The sequence below is a fragment of the Streptomyces shaanxiensis genome, assembly GCF_039537145.1.
In the GTDB taxonomy this organism is placed as follows: domain Bacteria; phylum Actinomycetota; class Actinomycetes; order Streptomycetales; family Streptomycetaceae; genus Streptomyces; species Streptomyces shaanxiensis.
Genome location: NZ_BAAAZY010000003.1, coordinates 467,309 through 488,541 on the forward strand (window position 1 = coordinate 467,309; position 21,233 = coordinate 488,541).

Annotated in this window: 15 protein-coding genes and 1 pseudogene; 7 read left to right on the top strand and 9 right to left on the bottom strand. The window is 72.0% G+C overall.

Translation table 11 applies throughout. The features are described 5' to 3' along the window. The first annotated feature begins 233 nt into the window (after positions 1-233). The 3 genes from ABD932_RS04155 (at position 234) to ABD932_RS04165 (ending at position 2,747) form a co-directional block, all read left to right on the top strand. Positions 234-752: a zinc-dependent metalloprotease family protein gene (locus ABD932_RS04155; protein WP_345008691.1), complete on the top strand. Its 519-nt coding sequence runs from the start codon at positions 234-236 to the stop codon at positions 750-752. Positions 753-788: 36 nt separating this feature from the next. Next, entirely contained in the window at positions 789-1,802 is a 1,014-nt protein-coding gene (locus ABD932_RS04160; protein ID WP_345008692.1) for a HEAT repeat domain-containing protein, read from the top strand. 198 nt (positions 1,803-2,000) lie between these two features. Continuing rightward, the gene (locus ABD932_RS04165) at positions 2,001-2,747 is read left to right on the top strand and encodes a PP2C family protein-serine/threonine phosphatase (protein WP_345008693.1); all 747 of its coding nucleotides are present in this window, start codon (positions 2,001-2,003) and stop codon (positions 2,745-2,747) included. Between the two features lie 27 nt (positions 2,748-2,774). Here the strand turns inward: ABD932_RS04165 and ABD932_RS04170 are convergent, their stop codons facing one another. Both ABD932_RS04170 and ABD932_RS04175 read right to left on the bottom strand, forming a co-directional pair. Then, complete coding sequence (locus ABD932_RS04170) at positions 2,775-3,812, bottom strand: lysylphosphatidylglycerol synthase transmembrane domain-containing protein (protein ID WP_345008694.1); 1,038 nt, start codon at positions 3,810-3,812, stop codon at positions 2,775-2,777. 186 nt (positions 3,813-3,998) lie between these two features. Beyond that, positions 3,999-4,379: pseudogene (locus ABD932_RS04175) on the bottom strand (hypothetical protein); the annotation flags it as partial. A 290-nt stretch (positions 4,380-4,669) separates the two neighbouring features. On the opposite strand from ABD932_RS04175, the gene ABD932_RS04180 reads away from it, so the two are divergent. Further along, positions 4,670-6,169 carry a glycoside hydrolase family 3 N-terminal domain-containing protein gene (locus ABD932_RS04180; RefSeq protein ID WP_345008696.1) on the top strand — a complete coding sequence of 500 codons (1,500 nt, stop codon included), beginning with the start codon at positions 4,670-4,672 and terminating at the stop codon, positions 6,167-6,169. Between the two features lie 30 nt (positions 6,170-6,199). Here ABD932_RS04180 and ABD932_RS04185 read toward each other — a convergent pair whose 3' ends face one another. Continuing rightward, positions 6,200-7,420, bottom strand: a complete 1,221-nt coding sequence (locus tag ABD932_RS04185; RefSeq protein ID WP_345008757.1) for a glycoside hydrolase 5 family protein — start codon at positions 7,418-7,420, stop codon at positions 6,200-6,202. Positions 7,421-7,535: 115 nt separating this feature from the next. On the opposite strand from ABD932_RS04185, the gene ABD932_RS04190 reads away from it, so the two are divergent. Both ABD932_RS04190 and ABD932_RS04195 read left to right on the top strand, forming a co-directional pair. After that, positions 7,536-8,558 (top strand): N-acetylglucosamine kinase, encoded by a 1,023-nt coding sequence (locus tag ABD932_RS04190; RefSeq protein ID WP_345008697.1) that lies wholly within the window; start codon positions 7,536-7,538, stop codon positions 8,556-8,558. A 100-nt stretch (positions 8,559-8,658) separates the two neighbouring features. Beyond that, complete coding sequence (locus ABD932_RS04195) at positions 8,659-10,947, top strand: glycoside hydrolase family 3 N-terminal domain-containing protein (RefSeq protein ID WP_345008698.1); 2,289 nt, start codon at positions 8,659-8,661, stop codon at positions 10,945-10,947. On the opposite strand, the gene ABD932_RS04200 is transcribed toward ABD932_RS04195, so the two are convergent. The 6 genes from ABD932_RS04200 to ABD932_RS04225 form a co-directional block, all read right to left on the bottom strand. After that, entirely contained in the window at positions 10,911-11,789 is an 879-nt protein-coding gene (locus tag ABD932_RS04200; protein WP_345008699.1) for a carbohydrate ABC transporter permease, read from the bottom strand. The genes ABD932_RS04195 and ABD932_RS04200 overlap by 37 nt on opposite strands. Further along, the gene (locus tag ABD932_RS04205) at positions 11,786-12,817 is read right to left on the bottom strand and encodes a carbohydrate ABC transporter permease (protein ID WP_345008700.1); all 1,032 of its coding nucleotides are present in this window, start codon (positions 12,815-12,817) and stop codon (positions 11,786-11,788) included. The genes ABD932_RS04200 and ABD932_RS04205 overlap by 4 nt, the downstream gene beginning before the upstream one ends. Positions 12,818-12,819: 2 nt before the next feature. After that, a complete protein-coding gene (locus ABD932_RS04210; protein WP_345008701.1) occupies positions 12,820-14,190 on the bottom strand; it encodes an extracellular solute-binding protein in 1,371 nt (456 codons plus the stop codon). A gap of 159 nt (positions 14,191-14,349) precedes the next feature. Beyond that, entirely contained in the window at positions 14,350-15,045 is a 696-nt protein-coding gene (locus ABD932_RS04215) for a peptidyl-prolyl cis-trans isomerase (RefSeq protein WP_345008702.1), read from the bottom strand. After that, positions 15,042-19,289: a glycoside hydrolase family 38 N-terminal domain-containing protein gene (locus ABD932_RS04220; RefSeq protein ID WP_345008703.1), complete on the bottom strand. Its 4,248-nt coding sequence runs from the start codon at positions 19,287-19,289 to the stop codon at positions 15,042-15,044. The genes ABD932_RS04215 and ABD932_RS04220 overlap by 4 nt, the downstream gene beginning before the upstream one ends. Positions 19,290-19,409: 120 nt before the next feature. Beyond that, positions 19,410-20,294, bottom strand: coding sequence for a MurR/RpiR family transcriptional regulator (locus tag ABD932_RS04225; protein WP_345008704.1), 885 nt, complete (start codon positions 20,292-20,294; stop codon positions 19,410-19,412). A gap of 171 nt (positions 20,295-20,465) precedes the next feature. On the opposite strand from ABD932_RS04225, the gene ABD932_RS04230 reads away from it, so the two are divergent. Continuing rightward, positions 20,466-21,230 (top strand): sugar isomerase domain-containing protein, encoded by a 765-nt coding sequence (locus tag ABD932_RS04230; RefSeq protein ID WP_345008705.1) that lies wholly within the window; start codon positions 20,466-20,468, stop codon positions 21,228-21,230. The last annotated feature ends 3 nt before the right edge of the window (positions 21,231-21,233 follow it).

Consider the following 21,233-nt stretch of genomic DNA (forward strand, 5'->3'; position numbering starts at 1 on the left):
CGTCCAAGTGTCCAAGTGCCCCTGGGTGCGCCCCGTTCGGCAGACGGAATGGTTCCTTTGATTTGGTGCCGGACAGGTGGAGTGATTCCGTACGGCACAGTTGGTGTCCGCAGGGTTTTCAACAACTGTGTATACCCTGGACGTTGGCACTTGTTGGCGCTACTTTCAGGATCCTCGACGAATACCCATCGGGACGTCGAATCAATGTGATCCCGCAGAATGCGAGGCCAGGAATGCCGAGCATCAGCATCAATGTGATCCGTGTGGGGTCGGAAAACTTCACATCCTCCGACCTCTCCGAGATTCTGAAAGCCGTCAATTTCACTCGCTCCACGTACGCCTCGGTCGGCGTGACGCTCGCCCGTGTGGAGCACTACATCATCCCGTTGGCGCGCGCCATGGGCCGGGATGTGATCGACAGCAACGATGAGGCGGTCGCCCTCACGGACGAGTGGACGGTGCAGAACAACGCCGTCGACGTCTTCTTCGTGAAGACCTATGTCGGCTCCGTGGCCGGGCTCTCGCCGGTCGGAGGCCCCTGCAACAAGGACGCCAAGGGGATGGACGGCGCTGTCGTCGAACTGATCCCCGGCATCACCGGCCACATTCTGGCCCATGAAATCGGCCACTACCTCGGGCTGCCTCATCTCAACAACGACTCCACCAACCTCATGTTCCCCAGTGTCCCGAACGGTGGGAATCTCTCCACGAGTCAGGGGAACACCATGAAGGGACACTGCTTCATCGAGTAGTGGTCCACCGGCAATAGATCGGCAAGGTGACCAAAAATGGTCCGGGTTGAAATACCCGAGCGTGACAGGCAGAAAAGCCTTCTGTCGGAGGCTGCCACCGGTGGAGTGGAACGCATCCCTCCTTCTCTGGCAGTCGACCTGCTGGCCGAACTGGAGATATCCGAACAGGAACGGAGTGAGGCTCTCCAGGCTGTCCTCCGCAATTCGCGGACCGAATCTCCGGTCAAGGCTCTTGTGATCCATTCTCTGGCGCGGCTCAGGGGGAGCGAGGCCGTGCCGGACATCCTCGATGCTCTCCGCGGCGCTCCCGAGCAGGATTCCGCGGTGGCCGTCGCCGTGGCCACCGCCCTGGGACGCGTGGGCGGCGCCGAGCAGGTGGGCACGGTCCGTGGGCTGGTCGATTCCACCTCCCATGAACGGGTCCGCCAGGTCGCGCGGTTCGCGACCAATCTCCTGGCCCACCGTCATGGCCTCGCCGACCAGGTGGTGGAGTTCCCCGAGGCAAGCCTTCAGCCGCGACCCGAGGCCACCGGCGCCTCGGTGTTCCGGTCCACGGCGTCGGGGCAATTCCGTAGGCGCGAGTCCCTCGGCGCGGCGCGCCACGACCTGCCCTGGTTGAGCGAGGACCAGGACTCCTACGAGATCCAGTGCGGCCGCCAACTGCTGACGGTGCTGGTACCGCGCGGCATCACCGGCAAGGACGGCATCGCGCAGCTCACCGCGAGGCCGCTCGTCGCCGCGGTGATCACCGCGCGGAAGGAGTCGTCGGGCGAGTCCTTCGCCTCGCTGCTGGTGCTGACCCATCCGGGCAAGGGCGGCGTCGAGGCGATGGTGAGCCGGCTGAAGGGCGAGCCCTTCCTCCTGGGCAAGGGCACCGTCGAGCGCGACGAAGCGGTCTTCGAGCTGGACTCCGTCCAGGCTCCCGGACTGCCCGCGGTGTCCGTGAGGATCAGGCTCGACCGCGGACAGCTGGAGATCTCCGGCGTCTCCTCCCAGCGGAAGGTGGCCGGGACAGCGCCCGAGCGGGTGGCCGAGGACGAGGGCCTGTAGCGAGGGCCCACCGCGCACGACGCACACCATGCACATCGGCACAGAGGGATGCCAGGACAGCCCGTCCTGGCATCCCGTGCGCGAGCATGCCCAGCAGTGGACTCCGGTCGCGCTGGCACGGTGGATGCGGGTGTTCCTAGACTCGTAGGAGGTGTCCGGACCCGGCGGTCAGGGGCTGCGGGAAGGCGGTGTCGCTGCGTGCCGTACGTCGCTGTGAGTGCGATCAGCCATCCCGGGCTGCTGCGTGAGCGGAACGAGGACAGCCTCGTCGTCGGGCCATGGACGCTGTGCGCCACCGTGACCGAGAATCCGCAGACGCTGATCTTCCCGCTCGGCACGCCCCTGGTCGTCGCCGTGGCCGACGGGCTCGGCGGACATCCCGGCGGGGACGTGGCCAGCGCTCTGGTCGTCCGGCAGATCGCGTCCCTGGGGCCCGCGCTGAGCAGCGAGGTCGCCGTCCGGGAGGCACTGAACGTCTGCAACCGGGCCGTGTTCCAGGCCGTCGGCGGTGAGCAGGGAGCCGACCTCGTCGGTATGGGGACGACGGTCGCCGGGGTCGTCGTACAGTCCGGCTCGCTGTGCGTGTTCAACGTGGGCGACAGCCGGGTCTTCGCGGCCTCCCCCGACGGGCTGCGGCAGCTGAGCGTCGACGACAGCCCGCCGCACCCGGCCGGGCAGACCACGGCCCTCGTCACCCAGTGCCTGGGCGGCTCGCCCACCTACCGCGCCGTCGACCCTCATGTCACCTCCGAGACCATGACGCCGGGCGAGCGCTACCTCATCTGCTCGGACGGCCTGACCGACCCGGTCGCCACGGACGTACTGGACGAGATCCTGCGCAAGCACGACGACGGCCGCGCGGCCTTCGAGCTGTGGAAGGCCGCCATCGAGGCGGGCGGGCCCGACAACATCACGGTGGCGGTGGTGCGGGTCGAGGAGGAGTAGCGGGCGGCCACGCGCGGCGCCGCCGGCTCAGAGGATCTTGCGCTGGACCATGATCGACAGCACCAGCGCGCCCGGCAGCAGGGGTATCCAGACCGTCAGGACGCGATAGCCGATGACGGTGGCCGCGGCGAGGCCCATCGGGGCGCCGAAGGTGACCATCATGAACACCAGCGCCGCGTCCACGGGGCCGATGCCGCCCGGTGCGGGCACGGCGCCCACGGCGGTGCTGGCCAGGAGGAGGGCGAGGGCCACCTGCGTCCAGGACAGCGGCAGGCCGAGCGCGAAGCCGACCGAGGCGATCACGCTCGCCTGCAGCAGCGGGGTGGCGGCCGCCCCGCCCCAGAGGGCGAGGACGCGGCTGGGCCGGGTGTGCAGGATCCGGGCGTCGGTCAGGGCGGTGCGTACGAAGCAGACGAGGGGGCGGCGCAGCGGTCGTACGGCCGCCGCGAGGATGCCCGCCGTGCCGACGGCCGCGGTCACGCCCACGGCCACCAGCGACAACGTCCGCCTGTCCGGGACGAGTTCGCCCAGGTGCAGCAGGTCGGGGAAGGCCACGAGGAAGCCGAGCAGTACCACCGTCTTCGCGATCGGTTTGACCAGCGAGTACAGGGCGAGCGAGGCGGTGCCCCGGGCCAGGGGTATGCCCTGGTTCTGCAGGAAGCGCAGGGTGACGGCGTGGGCGCCGATGCTCGCCGGCAGCACCTGGTTGGCGGCGCCTGCCGCGAACTGCGACGCGAGCAGCGGGCCCGGTGGCAGCCGTTCCGGCAGGGCGCCCTGGCGGACGACCGCGGCGGTCACCCAGCCCATGCAGGTGAAGAAGAGGCCGGAGAGCAGCCACCACGGGTCGGCGGAGGCGAGCCGGGTCGCCCCGTCGCGGAAGGTGTGCCAGTCGGCCGCCGCCCAGGCGCCGATCAGCAGGAGCGGGAGCAGGGCCAGCGCGTGGCGGGTGAGGAGGGCCGGGGAGAAGCGGGTGGGGCGGGCCGGGGAGAAGGGGGAGTGGGCCGGAGCGGGGGCGGCCGTGGCGGGCAGCGGTCCGGGGAGATCGCTGAGCGGGAGCGAGGACACAGCGCGGTCGTCCTTCCGCGTCCCACCCGCGCGGACGCGGGGCGGACGGCTAGAGGGCGAGGCAGGAGGGGACGACGGAAACGTGCCCGTTCGACGTGACGCCGTGGTGTCCGGGAGCGGAAGCGGTGTCGGCGGGTGGGCGACGTGGTCCATACGGATACTGCCCGCGCGCTCCCGCCTTCACGCTCACCGCATCCAGTGCCCTCCGCTGCTCCACCCCAGAAAACGCCGAGCGCGCCCCCCGTCCGCCGTCCCGTCGGCGTCGAAGCCGCCGCCCTCGGCGACCAGGGCCAGACCCGCCAGCGCGGGGGCCAGTCGGGTCGTGACGTGGGCGGGGTGGCGGGCCGTCTCCTCGGACAGGTCGGCGATGAGCCGTCGCTGTTCGTCGGGTGGGCACAGGGACAGGTGGAACAGGGTCTGGCGCCAGGCGTACGCCGCGTCCTTGAGGGTGCCCAGAGGGCGCGGGTTGTCGTGCAGACGCCCGGTCAGCCGGCACACCGTGCCGAAGCTGCGGCGCGCCAGGTCGGCCCAGCCGGGTCGCGGGGCGATGCCCACCCGGTGGACCAGCGCCCGTCCCCTGCGGGAGCCCGGCGAGCCGGCCCAGCACCAGTTGGGCCAGGGCATGGTGGGGGGGGAGCGCCGCCTGCTCGGCAAGGCCGGCCAGACCGTGCCCTGGGCCATGGAGGAGCGCTACAGCCACGCCGGGTACGCGCCGTCCTGGAACAGCTGGCGGACGCCGTGCGGAAGGCCAGGAAGCTGTCCGCGTGACGCGCCGCTGACGGGGTTCTCACGAGGTGCTGAATCAGCCATCCATCAGACGGTTGACTTCCGGCTGGCCGAGCCAGAACATTGCGGGGGTGAGCCACTTCGAGCATGTCGCCCTCGGGTCGACCACCGAACTCCCCGTCGACCTGGACGAAGCCGCCCACCGCTGTCTCGTCGCCGGGTTCGACGGGGCCACGAGCGTGCCGGACACCCTCAAGGAGCTCATCGACCGCGGCCTCGGCGGGGTCATCCTGTTCACCCGCAACATCCGCGACGCGGAGCAGGTACGGCGCCTCACGGACGAGCTGCGGTCCATCCGCCCCGACCTTCTCGTCGCCATCGACAACGAGGGCGGCGGCATCGGCCACCTGGTCGCCGCCGGTGCCCCCGAGGTCCCCGGCTCCTACGCCCTCGGCGTCGTCGACGACCCGAGCCTCACCGCCCGCTGCGCCGACGCGCTGGCCGGGCACCTGGCCGGCCTCGGCATCACCGCCTCCTACGCCCCCGTGGCCGACCTCCAGCACCGGCCGGACAACCCGATCGTGCGCACCCGCTCCTTCGGCGCCGACCCCGAGCTCGCCGCCCGCCATCTGCGCGCCTGGATCACCGCCACCGAGGCCCGCGGCATAGCCTCCTGCGCCAAGCACTTCCCCGGCCACGGCGGCACCGTCACCGACAGCCACCACGGCATGGCCGTCGACCCACGGCCGTACGACGAACTGCGCGCCGACCTCGAACCGTTCCGCGCGGCCGTCGCCGCGGGTGTGCCGATGCTGATGAGCGCCCACGTCGTGTTCCCGGCTCTCGACCCCAACCGGCCCGCCACCCTCAGCCGCCGCGTCCTGGGCGACCTGCTCCGCCACGACCTCGGCTTCGACGGCGTCCTCGTCACCGACGCGCTGGAGATGAGGGCCATCGCCGACCGGTACGGCGAGACGGCCGGCGCGCGCATCGCCCTCGCCGCCGGGGCCGACCAGGTCATCGTCGCCGTGGGGGACCTGGACGTCACGCTGGCCTGCCGGGACGCGGTGCTCGACGCGCTGCGGACCGGCGTGCTGGCTCAGGAGCGGATCGAGGAGGCCGCGGGGCGGGTACGGCGGCTCGCCGCGCGCTATGCGACCCCACCCGCCGACGTCGCCGGCTGGGACGCGCAGGCCGGACTCGCGGCCGCGCGTCGCGCCGTACGGAGCCGCGGCGTACCGCCCGCCGCACGCGGCGCCCACGTCGTCGACCTGTTCCCACCGCCGCACCCCGCGCTCAACTGGGGCGGCGAGGATCTGCTGACCGAGGTCCGCGCACTCGACCCCACGGCGACGGGGACGGCCGTGACCGGGGAGTGCGGCGCGGACCCGGACGCCCTCGTCGAGGGAATCCTGCACCGCTGCGGCACCGCACCGCTGGTCGTCGCCACCTGCGACGCCGGGCTGCATCCCTGGCAACTGCGGCTGCGGGAGGCCGTGTTGGCCCGCAGGCCCGACGCCGTACGAGTGGACACGGGACTGCCGGAGGGCGGGGCGCTGTGCTCGTACGGGCGGGGCCGGGTGAACCTGCGGGCGGTCGCCGAGGTCGTGGCGGGCGTCGCCCACAGCTGAGGCGCGCCCACCGGGTCATGGCTACGGCGCTCAGGACGGGCGTACGACCTCCTTGATCCCCCTCGCCGCCAGGTTCCCCGTGTCCTCCGCCCGCCCGGCCAGGACCACCGCCGGACGGACACCGTCCGCCCGCAACCGCATCCACGCCTCGAAGTACGCCCCGCCCGGACCGGACACCGACCGCGTCCCCGGAGTGCAGTCCAGGACCAGGGCCGTGGCGCGGGGCTCGGGTGAGGGGGGTGCGGCGCGCAGGTCGGCGACGGTCTCGGCGAGGGCCTCGGCGATCGGCTTGGGGCGGCCCGTCGAGTCGAACAGGCCCAGGGTGTACTCCAGTTCCGGGAAGTCGGCCAGCGACCGGTCCACGTCGTGCGAGCACCACCAGGTCACGCCCCACAGCCCCGCGCACTCGGCCGCGTTCCGTACGGTGGCGCGCGCGAAGTCGGGGGCGTCGGCGGCCGGGATGTGCGGTTCGGGCGCGCCCGTCTCCTGGACCCAGACGGGGCGGGCGGGGTCGGTGGCGTATGCCTTGGCCAGTTCGGTGCCGTACTCGGCGAGGTGCCGGACCTGTGGGGAGCGGGGGCCGTAGCGGCGGGCGCAGTCGCCGGAGAACACCCACGGGTGGACGGTGGTCAGGTCGCCCTTGCGGGCCGAGGCCTCCGGGGTGAAGGGGTGGTCGTCGCCGTACCAGGCGGCGTCGTAGGCGGAGTGCGTGACCAGGCCGCCGTGCTCGCCGAGTCCGTCCCGGGCGGCGGCCAGCAGGGTGTCGAGGTAGTGGTCGACCTCGTCCGGCGTCACCGGATTGTGCTCGACCAGGTTGTTGAGCTCGTTGCCGAGCTGGAGGCCGAGGAGGTGGGGGCGGCCGGTGAGGGCGCTGCCGAGCGTGCGCAGGAGGGTGGCCTGGGCGTCGATGGCCTCGGGGTCCGTGAACACGTTGCGGTGGTGCCAGCTGCGGGTCCACTCCGGATAGAAGTCGAAGCTCGACAGATGCCCCTGCACGCCGTCCACGAGGACGTCGAGACCGGCCTCGCCGGCCAGGTCGACGAGGTGCGCCAGCTGGTCGACGGCGGCGGTGCGGACGAGGGTGCGGTTCGGTTGGAGCAGCGGCCAGAGGTGGAAGACACGGACGTGGTCGAGGCCGAGCCCGGCTATCGCGTCCAGGTCGGCACGCGCGCGTGCCGGGTCGAAGTCGTGCCAGGAGTGGAACCAGCCGTGGCGGGGCGTGTAGTTGACGCCGAAGCGGAGCGGGTGGATGGGATCCTCCTCGGGCCGGGCCGGGCCGGGCCTGCGCTGGGCTTGGCCGCCGTCTGTCTCTTGGCCGCCGTCTGTCTCTTGTCTGCCGCGAATGTATCAACCACCATGGGCAACGATGAATAGTGATTTGAACCAAACCTCGGCGTACGTCGTCGGACTGGACGCCGGAGGCACCCGTACCCGCGCCGTCCTGGCGCCCGTGCGCGACGGCGGCCCCGAGGACGAGGGCGTCGGCGGTCCGGGCAACGCCCTGACCGTGCCGGGTTCGCAGCTCACCGAGCATCTCGTCGAGGCGCTCGCGGGCGCCGTGCCGGAAGGGCTGCGCGGCCGGGTCGTGGCGGTGGCGGGCGGGTTCGCCGGAGCCTCCCGGACCGCTCCGGACGAGCCAGGCCGGGTCAGGGCGCACGCCGCGCTCACCGTCGCGCTGCGGCGGCTGGGCATCGACACCGACTCGATCGAGATCCACAGCGACATCGAGGCCGCGTTCGCCTCCGCGCCCGGCCACCCCGCCGACGGCCTCGCCCTGGTGGCCGGCACCGGCGCGGTCGCGGCGCGCGTCACCGCGCGCGCGTGCACCACGACCGCCGGCGGCGACGGCTGGCTGCTCGGCGACGACGGCGGCGGCTTCTGGATCGGGCGCGAGGCGGTGCGGCTGGCGCTGCGCATGGCCGACGGGCGGGGCGGGCCGACGGCCCTGGCCGCGTCGGTCGGCAGGGCGCTGGACGTGCCGGAGGACGTCCTGCCCGGCGACGCTCCGGGGCCGTACGACGCGCCGTACGACGCGGGATCCTGGACGCGGGCCCGGCGCGAGGCCTACCGCATGCACCTGCTCCCCGCCGTCATGGAGCGACCGCCGGTCGCGCTCGCCGAGTTCGCGCCGCTGGTCGCCGAGGCCGCCCGGCACGAGGACGCCGTCGCCGCGGGGATCCTCGACACGGCCGCCGACCACCTCACCGGCTATGTCCGCGCCCTCGAGCCCCGGCCCGGCGAGCGAGTCGTCGCCACGGGGGGCCTGCTCGGCCCCGACGGCCCGCTCACGGAGCCGCTCACCGTCCGGCTGCAGCCGCTCGGAGTCACTCTCGACTGGGTGGCGGACGGCTCCTGGGGAGCGGTGGCCCTCGCGCGGCTCGCCGTCTGAACGCACGAACTGGCCGCACGAAGCACACGCACGAGGCACTCGCACGAAGCACTCACACGCACCGCCCGCACGAACCGAACGCACGAAAGGGACCGGCCGCATGCCGACTCCGGACCACGCGGCCACGCCCCTCGCGGCCGACCGCCCCCGCTACCTCGACCCCGCCGCGCCCGTCGACGCCCGCGTCCGCGACCTGCTCTCCCGTATGACCCTGCGGGAGAGGGTCGGCCAGCTCAACCAGCGCATGTACGGCTGGAACGCCTACCGCCGCACCCCCGACGGCGGCTTCGAACTCACCGACGCCCTGTACGCCGAGACCGAGCGCTTCGAAGGACTCGGCGCCCTGTACGGCCTCCAGCGCGCCGACGCCTGGTCCGGCGTCGACCACGGCAACGGGCCCGGAGCCGAGGACGCCGCGGCCCTCGCCGACCTGGTGCAGCGGCATGTCGTCGGGCGCAGCCGGCTGGGCATCCCGGCGCTGTTCGTCGAGGAGGTGCCGCACGGGCTCATGGCCCTCGACGGCGCGGTGCTCCCGGTCAACCTGGCCGTCGGCGCCACCTGGAACCCCGAACTGTACGAGCGTGCCGCCGCGCACGCCGCCGCCGAACTGCGCGCCCGGGGCGGGCATGTCGCCCTGGTCTCGGCGCTCGACATCGCCCGCGACCCGCGCTGGGGACGTACGGAGGAGTGCTTCGGCGAGGACCCGTACCTGGCGGCCCGGCTGACGGAGGCCGTGGTCCGCGGCATGCAGGGCGAGCCCGGCGGCGCCCCCGCCGGCCTCTTCGCCGCCGACAAGGCCCCCGTCGTCCTCAAGCACTTCGCCGGACAGGGCGCCACGGTCGGCGGCCGCAACTCCGCCGAGTCCGAGCTGGGCCTGAGGGAACTGCACGAGATCCACCTTCCCGCCGCCCGCGCAGGAATCCGCGCCGGGGCCGCCGCCGTCATGGCCGCGTACAACGAGGCCGACGGGATGCCCTGCTCCGGCAACCGCGCGCTGCTCACCGAACTCCTCAGGGAAAGCTGGGGGTTCGAGGGGCTGGTCATGGCGGACGGCTTGGCCGTGGATCGGCTGGCGCGCATCACGGGCGACAAGGTCTCCGCAGGGGCGCTCGCGCTCAACTCCGGTGTGGATCTGAGTCTTTGGGACGAGGGCTTCACGCATCTGGAGGAGGCGGTCGAGAGAGGGCTGGTGGCGGAGGAGGTCCTCGACGCGGCCGTCGCCCGCGTCCTGCGGCTGAAGTTCCGGCTGGGACTGTTCGATCGGCGGGGCACACAGGCGCCGCCCCTCCCGCCCCTCCCGGCCCGGGGCAGGGAGCTCAGCACCGCTGTCGCCCGGGCCGCGGTCACCCTCCTGCGCAACGACGGCACCCTGCCCATACCGGCGACCGTCTCCCGGATCGCCGTCCTCGGACCCCAGTCCGCCACCGTCGCCCACCAGTCGGGCGACTACACCGCGCCGCAACACCCCGGCACGGGCACCAGCGTCCTCGACGCCCTGCGCACGCTCGCCCCACCCGGCGTCGACCTCCGCCACGCCCCCGGCTGCGCCCTCACCGGCGGCGACCTCTCCGGCATCCCCGAGGCCGTCGCCGCGGCCGCCGCCTCCGATCTGGCCGTGCTCGTGCTGGGCGGCAGCAGCGCCCGTACGCCCGACACGGAGTTCGACGCCAACGGGGCCGCGCGGACCGCCGTCTCGCACATGACCTGCGGTGAGGGCGCCGACCTGGCCGGGCTGGAGCTGGGCCGCGCCCAGTACGCGCTCCTGGACGCCGTGGCCGCCACGGGTACGCCGACGGCCGTCGTACTGATCCAGGGCCGCCCGCACGTCGTGCCCGACACGGCGGGCGCACTGCTCACCGCCTGGTACCCCGGCCCGTGGGGCGGCGAGGCCATCGCCGAGGTGCTGCTCGGGCTCACCGAACCCGTCGGCCGTCTGCCGGTCTCCGTGCCGCGCTCCGCCGCCCAGCTCCCCGTCTACTACAACCACAAGGACACGGAGTACGGCGGCTACGTCGACGGAAGCGCCGAGCCGCTGTACTCCTTCGGGCACGGGCTGTCGTACGCGAGCTTCGAGTACGGCCCACCGCGGCTGTCCGGGCACACCGTCGAGGCCGACATCACCAACGCCGGCCGACGGCACGGCCGTTGCGTCGCCCAGCTCTATCTGCGCCGGCTGCGGACCCCCGTGTGGCCGCGCACGCTGGAGCTGTGCGGTTTCCGGGCCGTCGACCTGGCGCCGGGCGAGACCCGTACGGTCACGTTCCCGCTCGGCGCCGACCTGCCCGGCAGGGGCACGGTGGTCGAGTTCCGCGTCGCCGAGTCGGCACGGGCGGCGCTGACCGCCGTACCGACTCAGAGCTTCACGGCCCCCGACGAGACGCCCTTGTAGAACCACCGCTGTGTGATCACGAACAGCACCAGCACCGGAATCACCGAGATAACCGATCCGGCCATCACCAGCCGCTGGTCGTACCCGAACGACGACGTCTGCAGCCGGGCCAGGCCCAGCGTCAGCGTGAAGTGCTCCTCGGAGCGCAGCACGATCAGCGGCCACAGGAAGTCGTCCCAGGCGCTGATGAAGGTGTTGATGGTGACGACCAGGATCGCGCCGTAGGCGGAGGGCAGGTACAGGTAGCGGAATCTCTTCCACTCGCCGGCGCCGTCCAGCATCGCCGCGTCCTCGATCTCGCGCGGAACCGAGAGGAACGCGGCCCGCATGATGAGGACGTTGATCGCGGCGACGAAGCCGGGCAGCCAGACGCCGACGAGGTTGTCGACCAGACCCATGTCCCGGACGCTCAGGAACAGCGACACCATGATCGACTCGAACGGGAACATCATGGACGCCATCAGCAGCACCCACACCAGCTTGCGGCCCTTCCAGCCGGGCTTGGAGAGCATGTAGCCGGCCATGGTGGAGAAGACGAGCTGGCTGGTGATCGAGATGACCGCGATGAACAGGCTGTTCCTGATGTACGTCCACACCGGGACCTGGTCGAAGACCTCCTTGTAGGCCCGCAGGGTGGGGTGGTGCGGGATGAGGGAGGCGCCCGCGCCGAAGACGTCCTCGGTGGGGCCCTTGAGCGACGACAGCACCTGCCACGCCAGCGGGCCCACGGTGATGAACAGGACGAACACCAACAGCAGGTAGCGGACGACGAGTTCGCGGGGGCGGCCGTAGTCCCGCCAGCGGGGCATCAGACGCCGGTTCTTCTCGACGGCCGTGGTCATCCCTCGTCCTCCTTCGTCAAGCGCTGGGCGAGCAGCGTGAGGCCCAGGGTCAGGGCGAACAGGGCGACGCTGACCGCCGCGCCGTAGCCGGCGTTGCCGGTGAGCGGGTCGAGGCCGACGTCCCGGATGTAGAAGGGGAGCGTGCGGTCGGCGCCGCCGGGGCCGCCGGTGGCGCCGCCCAGCATGTAGATCTCGGTGAAGACGCGCAGCGAACCGATGCCGGTGAGGGTGCCGACGAGCATCATCGAGGTGCGTACGCCGGGCACAGTGATGTGCCAGAAGCGGCGGACCGCGCCCGCGCCGTCCACGGCGGCGGCCTCGTGCAGCTCCTTGGGCACGTTCCCCAGCGCGGCCAGGTAGAAGATCATGTACCAACCGAGGCCCTTCCACAGCGTCAGGCCCATCGCCGACAGCAGGATCAGCCACGAGTCGGACAGGAACGGGATGGCGTCACGGATGATGTGCGCCTTCTGCAGCCAGGTGTTGACGAGGCCCTGGTCGCTCAGCAGCCACTGCCAGCTCAGACCCACGACCACGCTGGAGGCGAGGACCGGGGTGTAGAAGGCGGAGCGGAAGAAGCCGATGCCCGGGAGGTTCTTCTCCACCAGGACCGCGAGGAGCAGCGGCAGCAGGACCATCAGCGGGACGACGATCAGCGCGTACAGGACGCTGTTGCGGGTCGCCAGCCAGAAGTCCGAATCCCCCAGCATCCGGGTGTAGTTGTCCAGGCCGACCAGGTCGTACGCGCCGCCGAGCGGCTTGGCGTCGGTGAAGGACACCAGGATCGTGTTGAGGAACGGGAACACCCCGAAGACCGTCGTGCCGACGATCGCCGGGAGCATCCACAGCCACGGCAGCCACCAGCGGCGGTAGAGCGCCGCGCCCCCCGCGTCCGCGGTCGGGCCAGGGACGACGGAGCGGAGGGCGCGGCGCAGGCGCCCCGGCGGTTCGGGTACCGAGCCGGGGCGGGGGGCGCCCGACCCGAGGGGAGTCGGAGCGGGCGCCTTGCCCATGGTGTGCTGAGCCATCGTCAGCCTGCCTGCTCGATCAGCTCGTTGGCCTTGGACTGGGCGTCCTTCAGAGCGTCCGCCGCGCTCTTCTTGCCCTGCATGGCCAGCTGGATCTGGGCCGAGATGGCGTTCAACTCGCCCGGCGTGAGAGCGACTTCGTCGGCAGTGGCGGTCTTGCGGTCACTGGCCACGATCTTCCGGGCCTCGGCGAAGGGGTCGGTGCCCTTGACCGACTGGAAGAACGGGTCGTCCAGGGAGGCCGTGGTCGACGGGAAGATGACCACGTTCGGGTCCTTCGCCCACTCCAGCTGGTTCTTCGCGTTGGTCAGGAACTGCGCGAAGGAGAGGGCCGTCGTGGCGTTCTTGCTGGTGGAGGCCACGCCGATGTACTGCGGGGCGCCGACGGTGTGGCCGAGGTCGTCCAGCATGAAGCGGGCGACGCCGGTCTTCTTGTAGACGGTCGGGTTGTTCTGCTGGATGAACCGCAGGAAGTTGGGGTTGGTGGGGCCGTAGACCAGCTTGGCCTGGCCGTAGACGTTGGCCGGGTCCTGGGTGGAGGAGAGCGAATCCCGGGGCATCCCGCCGGCCTTGTAGAGCTTGGTCATCGCCTCGACCCACCGCACGGTCTTCGGGTCGTCGGCGAAGGTGAACGACTTGCCGTCGTCCGAGAAGATCTTGATGCCCATCTGCTGCCAGTCGGCCGGGATGCGCAGCTGCGGGTTGGCGAGGAAGGCGTAGTACTTGCCGTCCGAGGCCTTGGCCACCTTCTCGGCGTCGTCGAACAGGCCGAGGACGGTCGTCGGAGGTTTGGCCGGGTCCAGGCCCGCCTTCTTCATCAGCTCGGTGTTGAAGGTCTGCACGATGCCGCCGGAGTACCAGGGCAGCACGGAGTGCACCTTGGTGCCGGAGGCGTCCGCGTACAGGCTCGACTTCCACAGCGCGGGGACGAACGGCTCGCCCGCGTCCGGGGCCTTCTTGTCCAGGTCGAGCAGATAGCCGTTCTTGGTGAGCGCGATCGCCGTGTTGACGTTGATGTTCACCACGTCCGGCAGGGTGCAGCCCTGCGCGTCGGCGACCAGGCGCTGGGTGAAGGTGGCGTCTCCCGGGTCGTCGATCCACTTCACCTTCGTGTCCGGGTGCTCCTTCTCGAAGGCGGCGATGACGCCGTTGAAGTAGTCGCCGAAGTCTTTCTTCAGGTTGGTCGTCTGGAAGGTGATGGTGCCCTTGACGTCCCCGGAGAGCGCATCGGACCCGACGTTCGCCTTGTCCACCTTGCAGCCGCCGGCGGTGGCGTCGCCGTCGTCGGAGCCGCCGGAGAGGCCGCAGCCGGCGGCTGCGAGGGACAGGGCGGCGATACAGGTCAGGGTGCGGGTCAGTCTTCTTGCGCGCATGACGGGGGCCTCCTGCGACCAAGTGGCAAGGGAAGGGGCTTGTTCAGGGCTGGTTCAATTCACCAACTTCAGCTCCGATTGATGAAAATGTGGACCACAATTCATCGGAGGTCAATGGGGTGCCGTGTTGCTTTTGGGTTCCGGTCGGTTCCGGTCGGCTCAGTGCCGGTGTTCATGATCCTGGTGCGCGGGGTCACCGGGGTGTTCGTGTCCGGGGGCGTACACCACGCCCGTCCGGGCGCGGTCCAGCCAGTCGAAGAACGCCCGCCGGCCCGCCGCGCGGCGCAGATCGTGGGTGATTGCCTCTCGGACCTGCTCGTACGGGAGGACGTCCGCGGTCTCGTGGAAGGGGTCGACGCCGCTTCTGAGCGCCTCGGGGGTGAGGAAGCGGTCGCGGTTGCGGTCGTAGTAGTCCCGTGCCGCGGCTTCGGGGATGCCCTGTTCTGCCTCCAACTCGGCGAGGAGGGCGCGGGCGGCGGGGGAGTGGGCGAGGGCCGCGGCGACGATGCTGCCGAGGTCTGCGACGTCGCGCTCCGCGGGGAGTGCCGCGTTGGGTTGTGGGTCGTGTGCGGCGCCGTCGTGGCTGGTCGCGCAGTTCCCCGCGCCCCTTTGGGGCGTTGCCGAACCGGCGTCGAGCAGTCCGCGTTCCGTGCAGGCCCGCCGGGCGAGTTCGTCGATCACCACCACCTGCGTCGCCCACCGCCGCCGCTGCCGCTCGGCCCGTGCGAGCGCCTCGGGGCGGGCCGCGCGGTCGCGGGGCGGTACGACCGTCAGGAGGGCGTCAACACGGGCCTTGGCGACGGCTTGGCCGTGAACCAGGGCCGCGTGATTCGGTCCTGCGGCGTGCTCCCTCACGGCGTCACCTCCAGCTCCACCGCCGCCGTGTACGCCACGCAGCCGTGCCAGCCCACCTTCGCCATCAGCCAGTACGAACCCGGGGGCACCGCCCCGCCGTCCACCTCGATCACGCATTCCGCCTGCTCGCCGCCGGCCACCGTGAAGCCCTGGCAGCCCGGCGTCACGCCCGCCCAGGTCCCCCATGAGGAGACCGCCCAGAGCGTGCCGCTCACCGGCCCCCGGGTCGGGTTGCGCAGGGTCACGGGGATCCGGGCCCGTTCGCCGCGTCGTACGGTGAGCCGATCAACTCCCAGTCGCGTCAGGAGCGTTGGACCCCTGTGCCCGTCCCCCACATCAAGCGCCACGACGTCCTCGTACGTCTGCCCGCCGTACGACATCCGAGCCGCGAGCCAGTGCCGCCCCGGCTCGGCATCGTCCGGCGGTGTCACCGTGGCCTCCGCGACCGTGAAGCCGCCCGGCCCAAGCGCGTACGGCAGCTCCGCCGGTTCGACGGACCAGCCGGGCGGGACGTGCAGGCTCGCCGTGCCCGACACCGGGGCGTCGGTCAGTTCCGAGCTGATCCGGATCGTCGCCGTGACGGGGGTGTCGGAGACGGTGAGGGTGGTCGGTGAGACGTACACCGCGACCGGCATGTTGCCGCGCGGGGCGGGGCCGGAGTTGTGGAGCCAGTAGCGGGTGGGGACGGGCTGGGCGGGTTCGTGGGCGGCGATGCCGGGGCCGGGCGAGGTCTCCGTCCCGTCGGCCGTGGCGAGCAGGGTCGTCACTTCGAAGCCGGTCAGGTCGAGTTCGAGTGCCCCTTGGTCGCCGGGCGTCAGCGGCTCTCCCCGCCGCTCCAGTACGTCCGCCCGCGCACCGTCCGTCCACTCCCGCGGCCCGCGCACCCGCGCCCGCACCGGCCGCCCGTTGACCTCATGCATCCGTACGACGACCCCGCGCCCGGGATCGGCCGTCGCCACGCTCCCGCGCGCCAGCGGCGACCCGACCGGCTTGAGCGCGTCGAGCAGCACCTCCCCGGCGGGTTCGAGGCCCAACAGCACGGCTTTCCGGGGCAGTACGGCATCCTCGGCGGCCGTCTCCCTCAGCCGTGCCGTCAGCGGATGGTTGAACGCGTGCCCGGCCTGCGGCAGCCGCAGCTCCCGCCAGTCGCCCGTGCCCGCGACGACGGCGTACTCGAAGGTGTGGGACCAGCGCTGGAGCTGGAAGGCGGACCCGTCGGGGGCCGTGCGCCGGGGCGGGTCGACCCAGATGCCGGAGGGCCAGCCGGTGCAGGAGCGCATCAGGGACATGTAGAGGTCGCCCGATGACGTCACCACACAGCCCGGCGTCCCGCGGTTGAGGACCGCGAAGCTGCGGCCGTCCCACGCGTCACCGGGCGGCAGCGCCTCCCCGCCGCCCGCCGCCGTGGCCCGCAGGACCGCGTCGTCCAGGTCGGCGATCAGCGCGTCCACGGCCTTGGCGTCGTCCTCGGGCCGGGCGCCCGCCACCACGAGCAGCGGCAGCCGCTCCAGGTCGCGCAGGTCGGCGCCGGGCACCCACTCCTCGCGCAGCGAGGCCCGCGGCGCGACCCAGACGGCCGCCACGCCACGCTCGGTGAGCTGCCGGCGCAGTTCGCGTCCGGCCGCCGGGTCCCAGCCGAGCGCCTCGGCGACCAGCGTGTTGCGCTCGGGGGCGCCGACCGCGATCCGGATGTCGGGCAGGTTGGAGTCGACCTCCAGGTCGCCGTAGCGCGGGCCCCCGGCGATCGTCGAGGTCGCCGTCACCCCCACGCGCACCAGGGCCGCCGCGAGCCCGGTGCCCAGCTCGCCGGCGTCGTCCCAGGAGGAGTACACCAACTCGGCGACGCCGATGGACCGTTCACCGAGCGGACGGCCGGAGCCGTCGGCGACCGCGACCCGGGCGGTGGAGCCCAGCCCGAACCAGGAGTTGGCCGGGTTGTCCAGCGTCCACGGGAACCGCTCGCTGTCCACCTCCACGAACCCGAACCCGCGCCCGATCACCGCGTCGGCCACCTCGTGCACCGGCAGCCCGCCGCGCACGTCGGAGGGCCAGCGGACCCGGATCAGGCGGTCGGCGCCGTCGTAGCCGTCGATGGTGGTGGTGACGTCGAGACGGTCGACGCCCCGCCAGAGGGTGAGGCGCTGGGTGTAGCGGAAGAGGCCCAGGTCGGCGCGGACGGTGATGCGCGATCCGGCGGGGGAGTGCTCGACATCGATGTCGGCGGCCGTGACGTCGCGGCTGCGGGCGGCCGTCGTGCCGGTCGGCGTGAGATGCCAGGGGCCCTCGCCGAAGCGCGGGTGCCTGGAGTACTCCTCCTGCACGACCAGCTCGTTGCCGATGTCGCCGGGGCGCAGTAGTTCCCGGCCGTCCTCCGCCAGTGCCCGCAGGCTGCTGACCGCTCCTCCGCGCGCGGGGTCGACCGTCACCTCGTAGAACTCGTTGCGGATGGTGGTGCCTTCGGCGTGCGTCCACTCGGGGACGGTCCCCTTGGCGAGCGGGAGCGCCTTGAGGCCCATGCCGGGCACCTCCGGTACGACGACACGGAGTTCGCCGTCCTCCCGTACGGCGGGCAGCGGCAGCCCGGTGTCGTCGAGCGGGACGAGCCCGGGGTCCTCGACCGCCAGCACGTCCCGCCGCTCCCAGGTCGCCGCGTTGAAGACCACCAAGTCCGGTGTTCCGCCGGGCAGTTGGGCGACCTTGCGCGCCAGGGCGTCGGTCGCGTCGGCGTGCACGGTCTGCGCCAGGTCGTACAGCTCCCGCCAGCCGGTGAGCAGGTCGATGTAGACCTGGTCGGACTCCGAGCCGGTGATGGCGTCGTGATGGGCGCCGTAGATCAGCTGCCGCCACGCCTTGTCGAGCGCCGCGTCCGGGTAGGGGTGCCCGGTGATCATCGAGGCGAGCGTCGCCCAGGCCTCCGCGTCGGCGAGCAGTGTCTCGCCGTGGCGCTGGGCCTGCTTGGTGTCGATGTAGGAGACGTCCTTGCCGGTGTAGATCGGGTTCATGTCCCGCGTCTGCGGCGACGCCTTGCGGCCCTGCGCCTCCAGCTCCGACCGCACGGCCGCGAAGAAGTCCCTCGGGATGCCGCTGACGAAGCGCGGCCAGACGTACCGGGCGTTCCAGTCCCGGTGGATGTCCATCACCCAGCGGCACGGCGGCGCGTAGTCACCGCCGACCGGGAGCAGGACGTTGCGGGTGAGCGCGACCTGCTTCAGCCCCTTGAACAGCTTGAGCGCGGCCGCCTCCGCCTCGGGGAGCGTGGGCGCGTTGTCGATCGCCCAGCCGGCGCCGTAGTGGTTGACCATGTAGGCGGTGAGGATCCCGCGCCCCGAGGGGGCGATCCAGTCGAACTCCGCCGGGAACTGCATCCGCTTCGGGTCGCGTGGCTCCTCGCCGAAGACGGAGAGGGTCGGCCCCCACTGGTGGAAGGGCCCGCGCGCCCACGAACTGGAGCTGACCCCCGCGTCCGCCATCAGCCCGGGGAACTGCGGATCGTGCCCGAACGCGTCCAGCTGCCAGGCCGTCTCCGGGGACGCCCCGATGATGCCGCGCTGGAAGCCGTCGCCGTACAGCGCGTTGCGTACGGTCGCCTCGGCGCCGGTGAGGTTGGTGTTCGGCTCGTTGTAGGTGCCGCCCATGATCTCGACGCGGCCGGTGCGGATCAGCTGGCGCAGGAAGGCGCGCTCCTCCGGGAAGGCGTCCCAGTAGGGCTTGAGGTAGTCGACCTCCGCGAGCACGAAGGTGTACGCCGGGTCGCGCCGGGCCAGGTCGCTGTGGGCGCGGACCAGGCTCATCCCGGACTGGCCGCGCGAGTCGAAGGTACGGGCGGGCAGGCCGGTGCCCGCGGGGTCGTCGGCGACGTCCCAGGTCTCGGTGTACGCGCCCTGGGTGTTCCACCAGACCGGGTCGTAGTGGAAGTGGCTGACCATGAACATGGTCCAGCCGGGTTCGGCGGCCGTGAACGTGGCGGAGTGCTCCGCGGTGCGCGCCGGGTCGTCGGTGTCCGTGGCCGTGACCCTGACATGCGTACCGTCGCCGGGGGCGAGGTCGGTCGTGACCGGTATCTCGGCCCGTACGGAGCCGTCGTCTCCCGTGGTCGCCTCGGCGGTGCCACGGACCCCCGGCCCCTCGACGGTGAGGCGGACGGCCCGGCCGGGTTCATGCCCGATCTCGACGGCCACCACCTGCTGCGGATGGTCCTCGGTGCCGACGAAGAGCTCGGTCGACTCGACAGAGATGACGCGCATGGGGCTCCTACGAGTGCTCGTGGGGAGCCCCATCCTGGCACCGAGGAGTTGGTTCAAACAACCATCTCTGTGTTTCCTTGGTGGTTCATCCATGCAGTCCCGGACGGGGGCCGGAGGGGCTCAGCGCGTCCGGCGCGACTTCACCGCGTGCTGCGGGGTGATGTGGTCGGTCAGTGCCAGCGAGGCGCTCGCGCGCTGGTAGGACACCTGGCCGACCCGGACGTAGAGGCAGTCGACGATCATCAGGACGGAGTGCCGGCCACCGATGCTGCCCGTGCGGAAGCTGGTCTCCGAGGTGGACGAGATGAGCCGGATGTCGGCGGCCTTGGCCAGTGGTGAGCGTGGGTCGGTGGTGATGGCGATGGTGGTGGCGCCCCGCTCCTTGGCCATCTCGAACGGTTCGAGGGTCTCGCGCGTGGCACCGGAGTGGGAGATGCCTATGGCCACGTCGGCGGGGGTGAGCAGGGCCGCCGAGGTGGCCGCGCCGTGCACCTCGCTCCAGCCGCGGACCTGGCAGCCGATGCGGAACAGCCGCGTCTCCGTCTCCTGGGCCACCGCGCCGCTGCCGCCGACGCCGTAGACGTCGATGCGGCGGGCACGGGCCAGGGCCTGGGCCGCCCGCTCCAGCGCGTCCAGGTCGATCCGGTCGATGGTCTGCTGGATCGCGCGCAGATCCGCGCTGCCGACCACCTGGACGACCCGCTCGAGGCTGTCGTCGGGGGAGATGTCCGGGCCGATCTCGGCGGTGCCCCAGTCGGAGACCTCGCCACGGCCGCGCTCCTGGGCCAGCTCGATCAGCAGATGCTGGTAGGAGTCGAGCCCGATGGCCCGGCAGAAGCGGGTCACCGTCGCCTGGGAGGTGCCGGTGCGGCGGCCCAGCTCGGCGGCCGAGCAGTGGGTGACGGCGGCGGGATCCTCCAGGATCAGCTCGCCGACCTTCCGCAGGGAGCCGGCCAGCCGGGGCAGCTCGGTGCGGATCAGTGTGGTGACGTCCGTCGGGGGCATGGGAAGAAGGTATCAGCCACCGTTTGTCCCACAGCTTGAATACCAGGACCGAGCTGGGAGCGAGCCGGGCCGGAGTCGGCGGGCTCATTGCCCGTACCGTCCGGTGTGTGATTTATTGATTCATCGATGGAGTAGTGCAAGGTGGTTCAATCCACCGGTGGGGAGTGACCCGTGTCCGACGAGTCCGTGAGCGCCCGGCGTTTCGCACGCGAGAGCATGGCCGTCCTCGACCGCGTGACCGAGTCCGCCCGCGACGACGTGGCCCGCGCCGCCGGGCTGATCGCCGACTGCGTGCGCGCGGACGGCGTGATCCAGGCCTTCGGCACCGGCCACTCCCAGGCCATCGTCCTCGAACTCGCCGGACGGGCCGGCGGGCTGGTCCCGACGAACCGGCTGAGCATCGCCGACCTCGTCCTGTACGGCGGCGAGTCCCCGAGCGTCCTCGACGACCCGCTCCTGGAGCGCCGCGCCGGAGTCGCCGCCCGGATCTACGACCTCGCCGCGCCGCGCCCCCAGGACCTCTTCGTCGTGATCTCCAACTCCGGGGTCAACAACGTGATCGTGGAGATGGCCCTGCGGGCCAAGGAGCACGGCCACCGTGTCCTCGCCATCACCTCCCTCACCCACACCCGCGCCGTCCCCGCCGGCCACCCGAGCGGCAAGAAGCTCGCCGACCTCGCCGACGTCGTCCTCGACAACCGGGCCCCGCGCGGTGACGCGCTGCTGGAGCTCCCGGAGGGCGGCGCGGTCTGCGCCCTGTCCACGCTGACCGGCGTGCTGCTCGTCCAGATGGCCGTGGCCGAGGCCTCCGCCCAGCTCATCGCCGCCGGGGAACGCCCGCCGGTGTACGTCTCGGCCAATGTGCCGGGCGGCTTCGAGGGCAACCTGGAACTGGAGAAGCGGTACGCCGGACGGATCCGGCGCACCGCCAGTTGATCA

What these genes read in the sequence shown, in the direction of transcription:
- ABD932_RS04225 (WP_345008704.1), bottom strand. Translation starts at nt 20,294, where the DNA reads ATGCCCCCGACGGACGTCACCACACTGATCCGCACCGAGCTGCCCCGG.
- ABD932_RS04155 (WP_345008691.1), top strand. Translation starts at nt 234, where the DNA reads ATGCCGAGCATCAGCATCAATGTGATCCGTGTGGGGTCGGAAAACTTC.
- ABD932_RS04210 (WP_345008701.1), bottom strand. Translation starts at nt 14,190, where the DNA reads ATGCGCGCAAGAAGACTGACCCGCACCCTGACCTGTATCGCCGCCCTG.
- ABD932_RS04220 (WP_345008703.1), bottom strand. Translation starts at nt 19,289, where the DNA reads ATGCGCGTCATCTCTGTCGAGTCGACCGAGCTCTTCGTCGGCACCGAG.
- ABD932_RS04190 (WP_345008697.1), top strand. Translation starts at nt 7,536, where the DNA reads ATGAATAGTGATTTGAACCAAACCTCGGCGTACGTCGTCGGACTGGAC.
- ABD932_RS04200 (WP_345008699.1), bottom strand. Translation starts at nt 11,789, where the DNA reads ATGACCACGGCCGTCGAGAAGAACCGGCGTCTGATGCCCCGCTGGCGG.
- ABD932_RS04195 (WP_345008698.1), top strand. Translation starts at nt 8,659, where the DNA reads ATGCCGACTCCGGACCACGCGGCCACGCCCCTCGCGGCCGACCGCCCC.
- ABD932_RS04160 (WP_345008692.1), top strand. Translation starts at nt 789, where the DNA reads ATGGTCCGGGTTGAAATACCCGAGCGTGACAGGCAGAAAAGCCTTCTG.
- ABD932_RS04205 (WP_345008700.1), bottom strand. Translation starts at nt 12,817, where the DNA reads ATGGCTCAGCACACCATGGGCAAGGCGCCCGCTCCGACTCCCCTCGGG.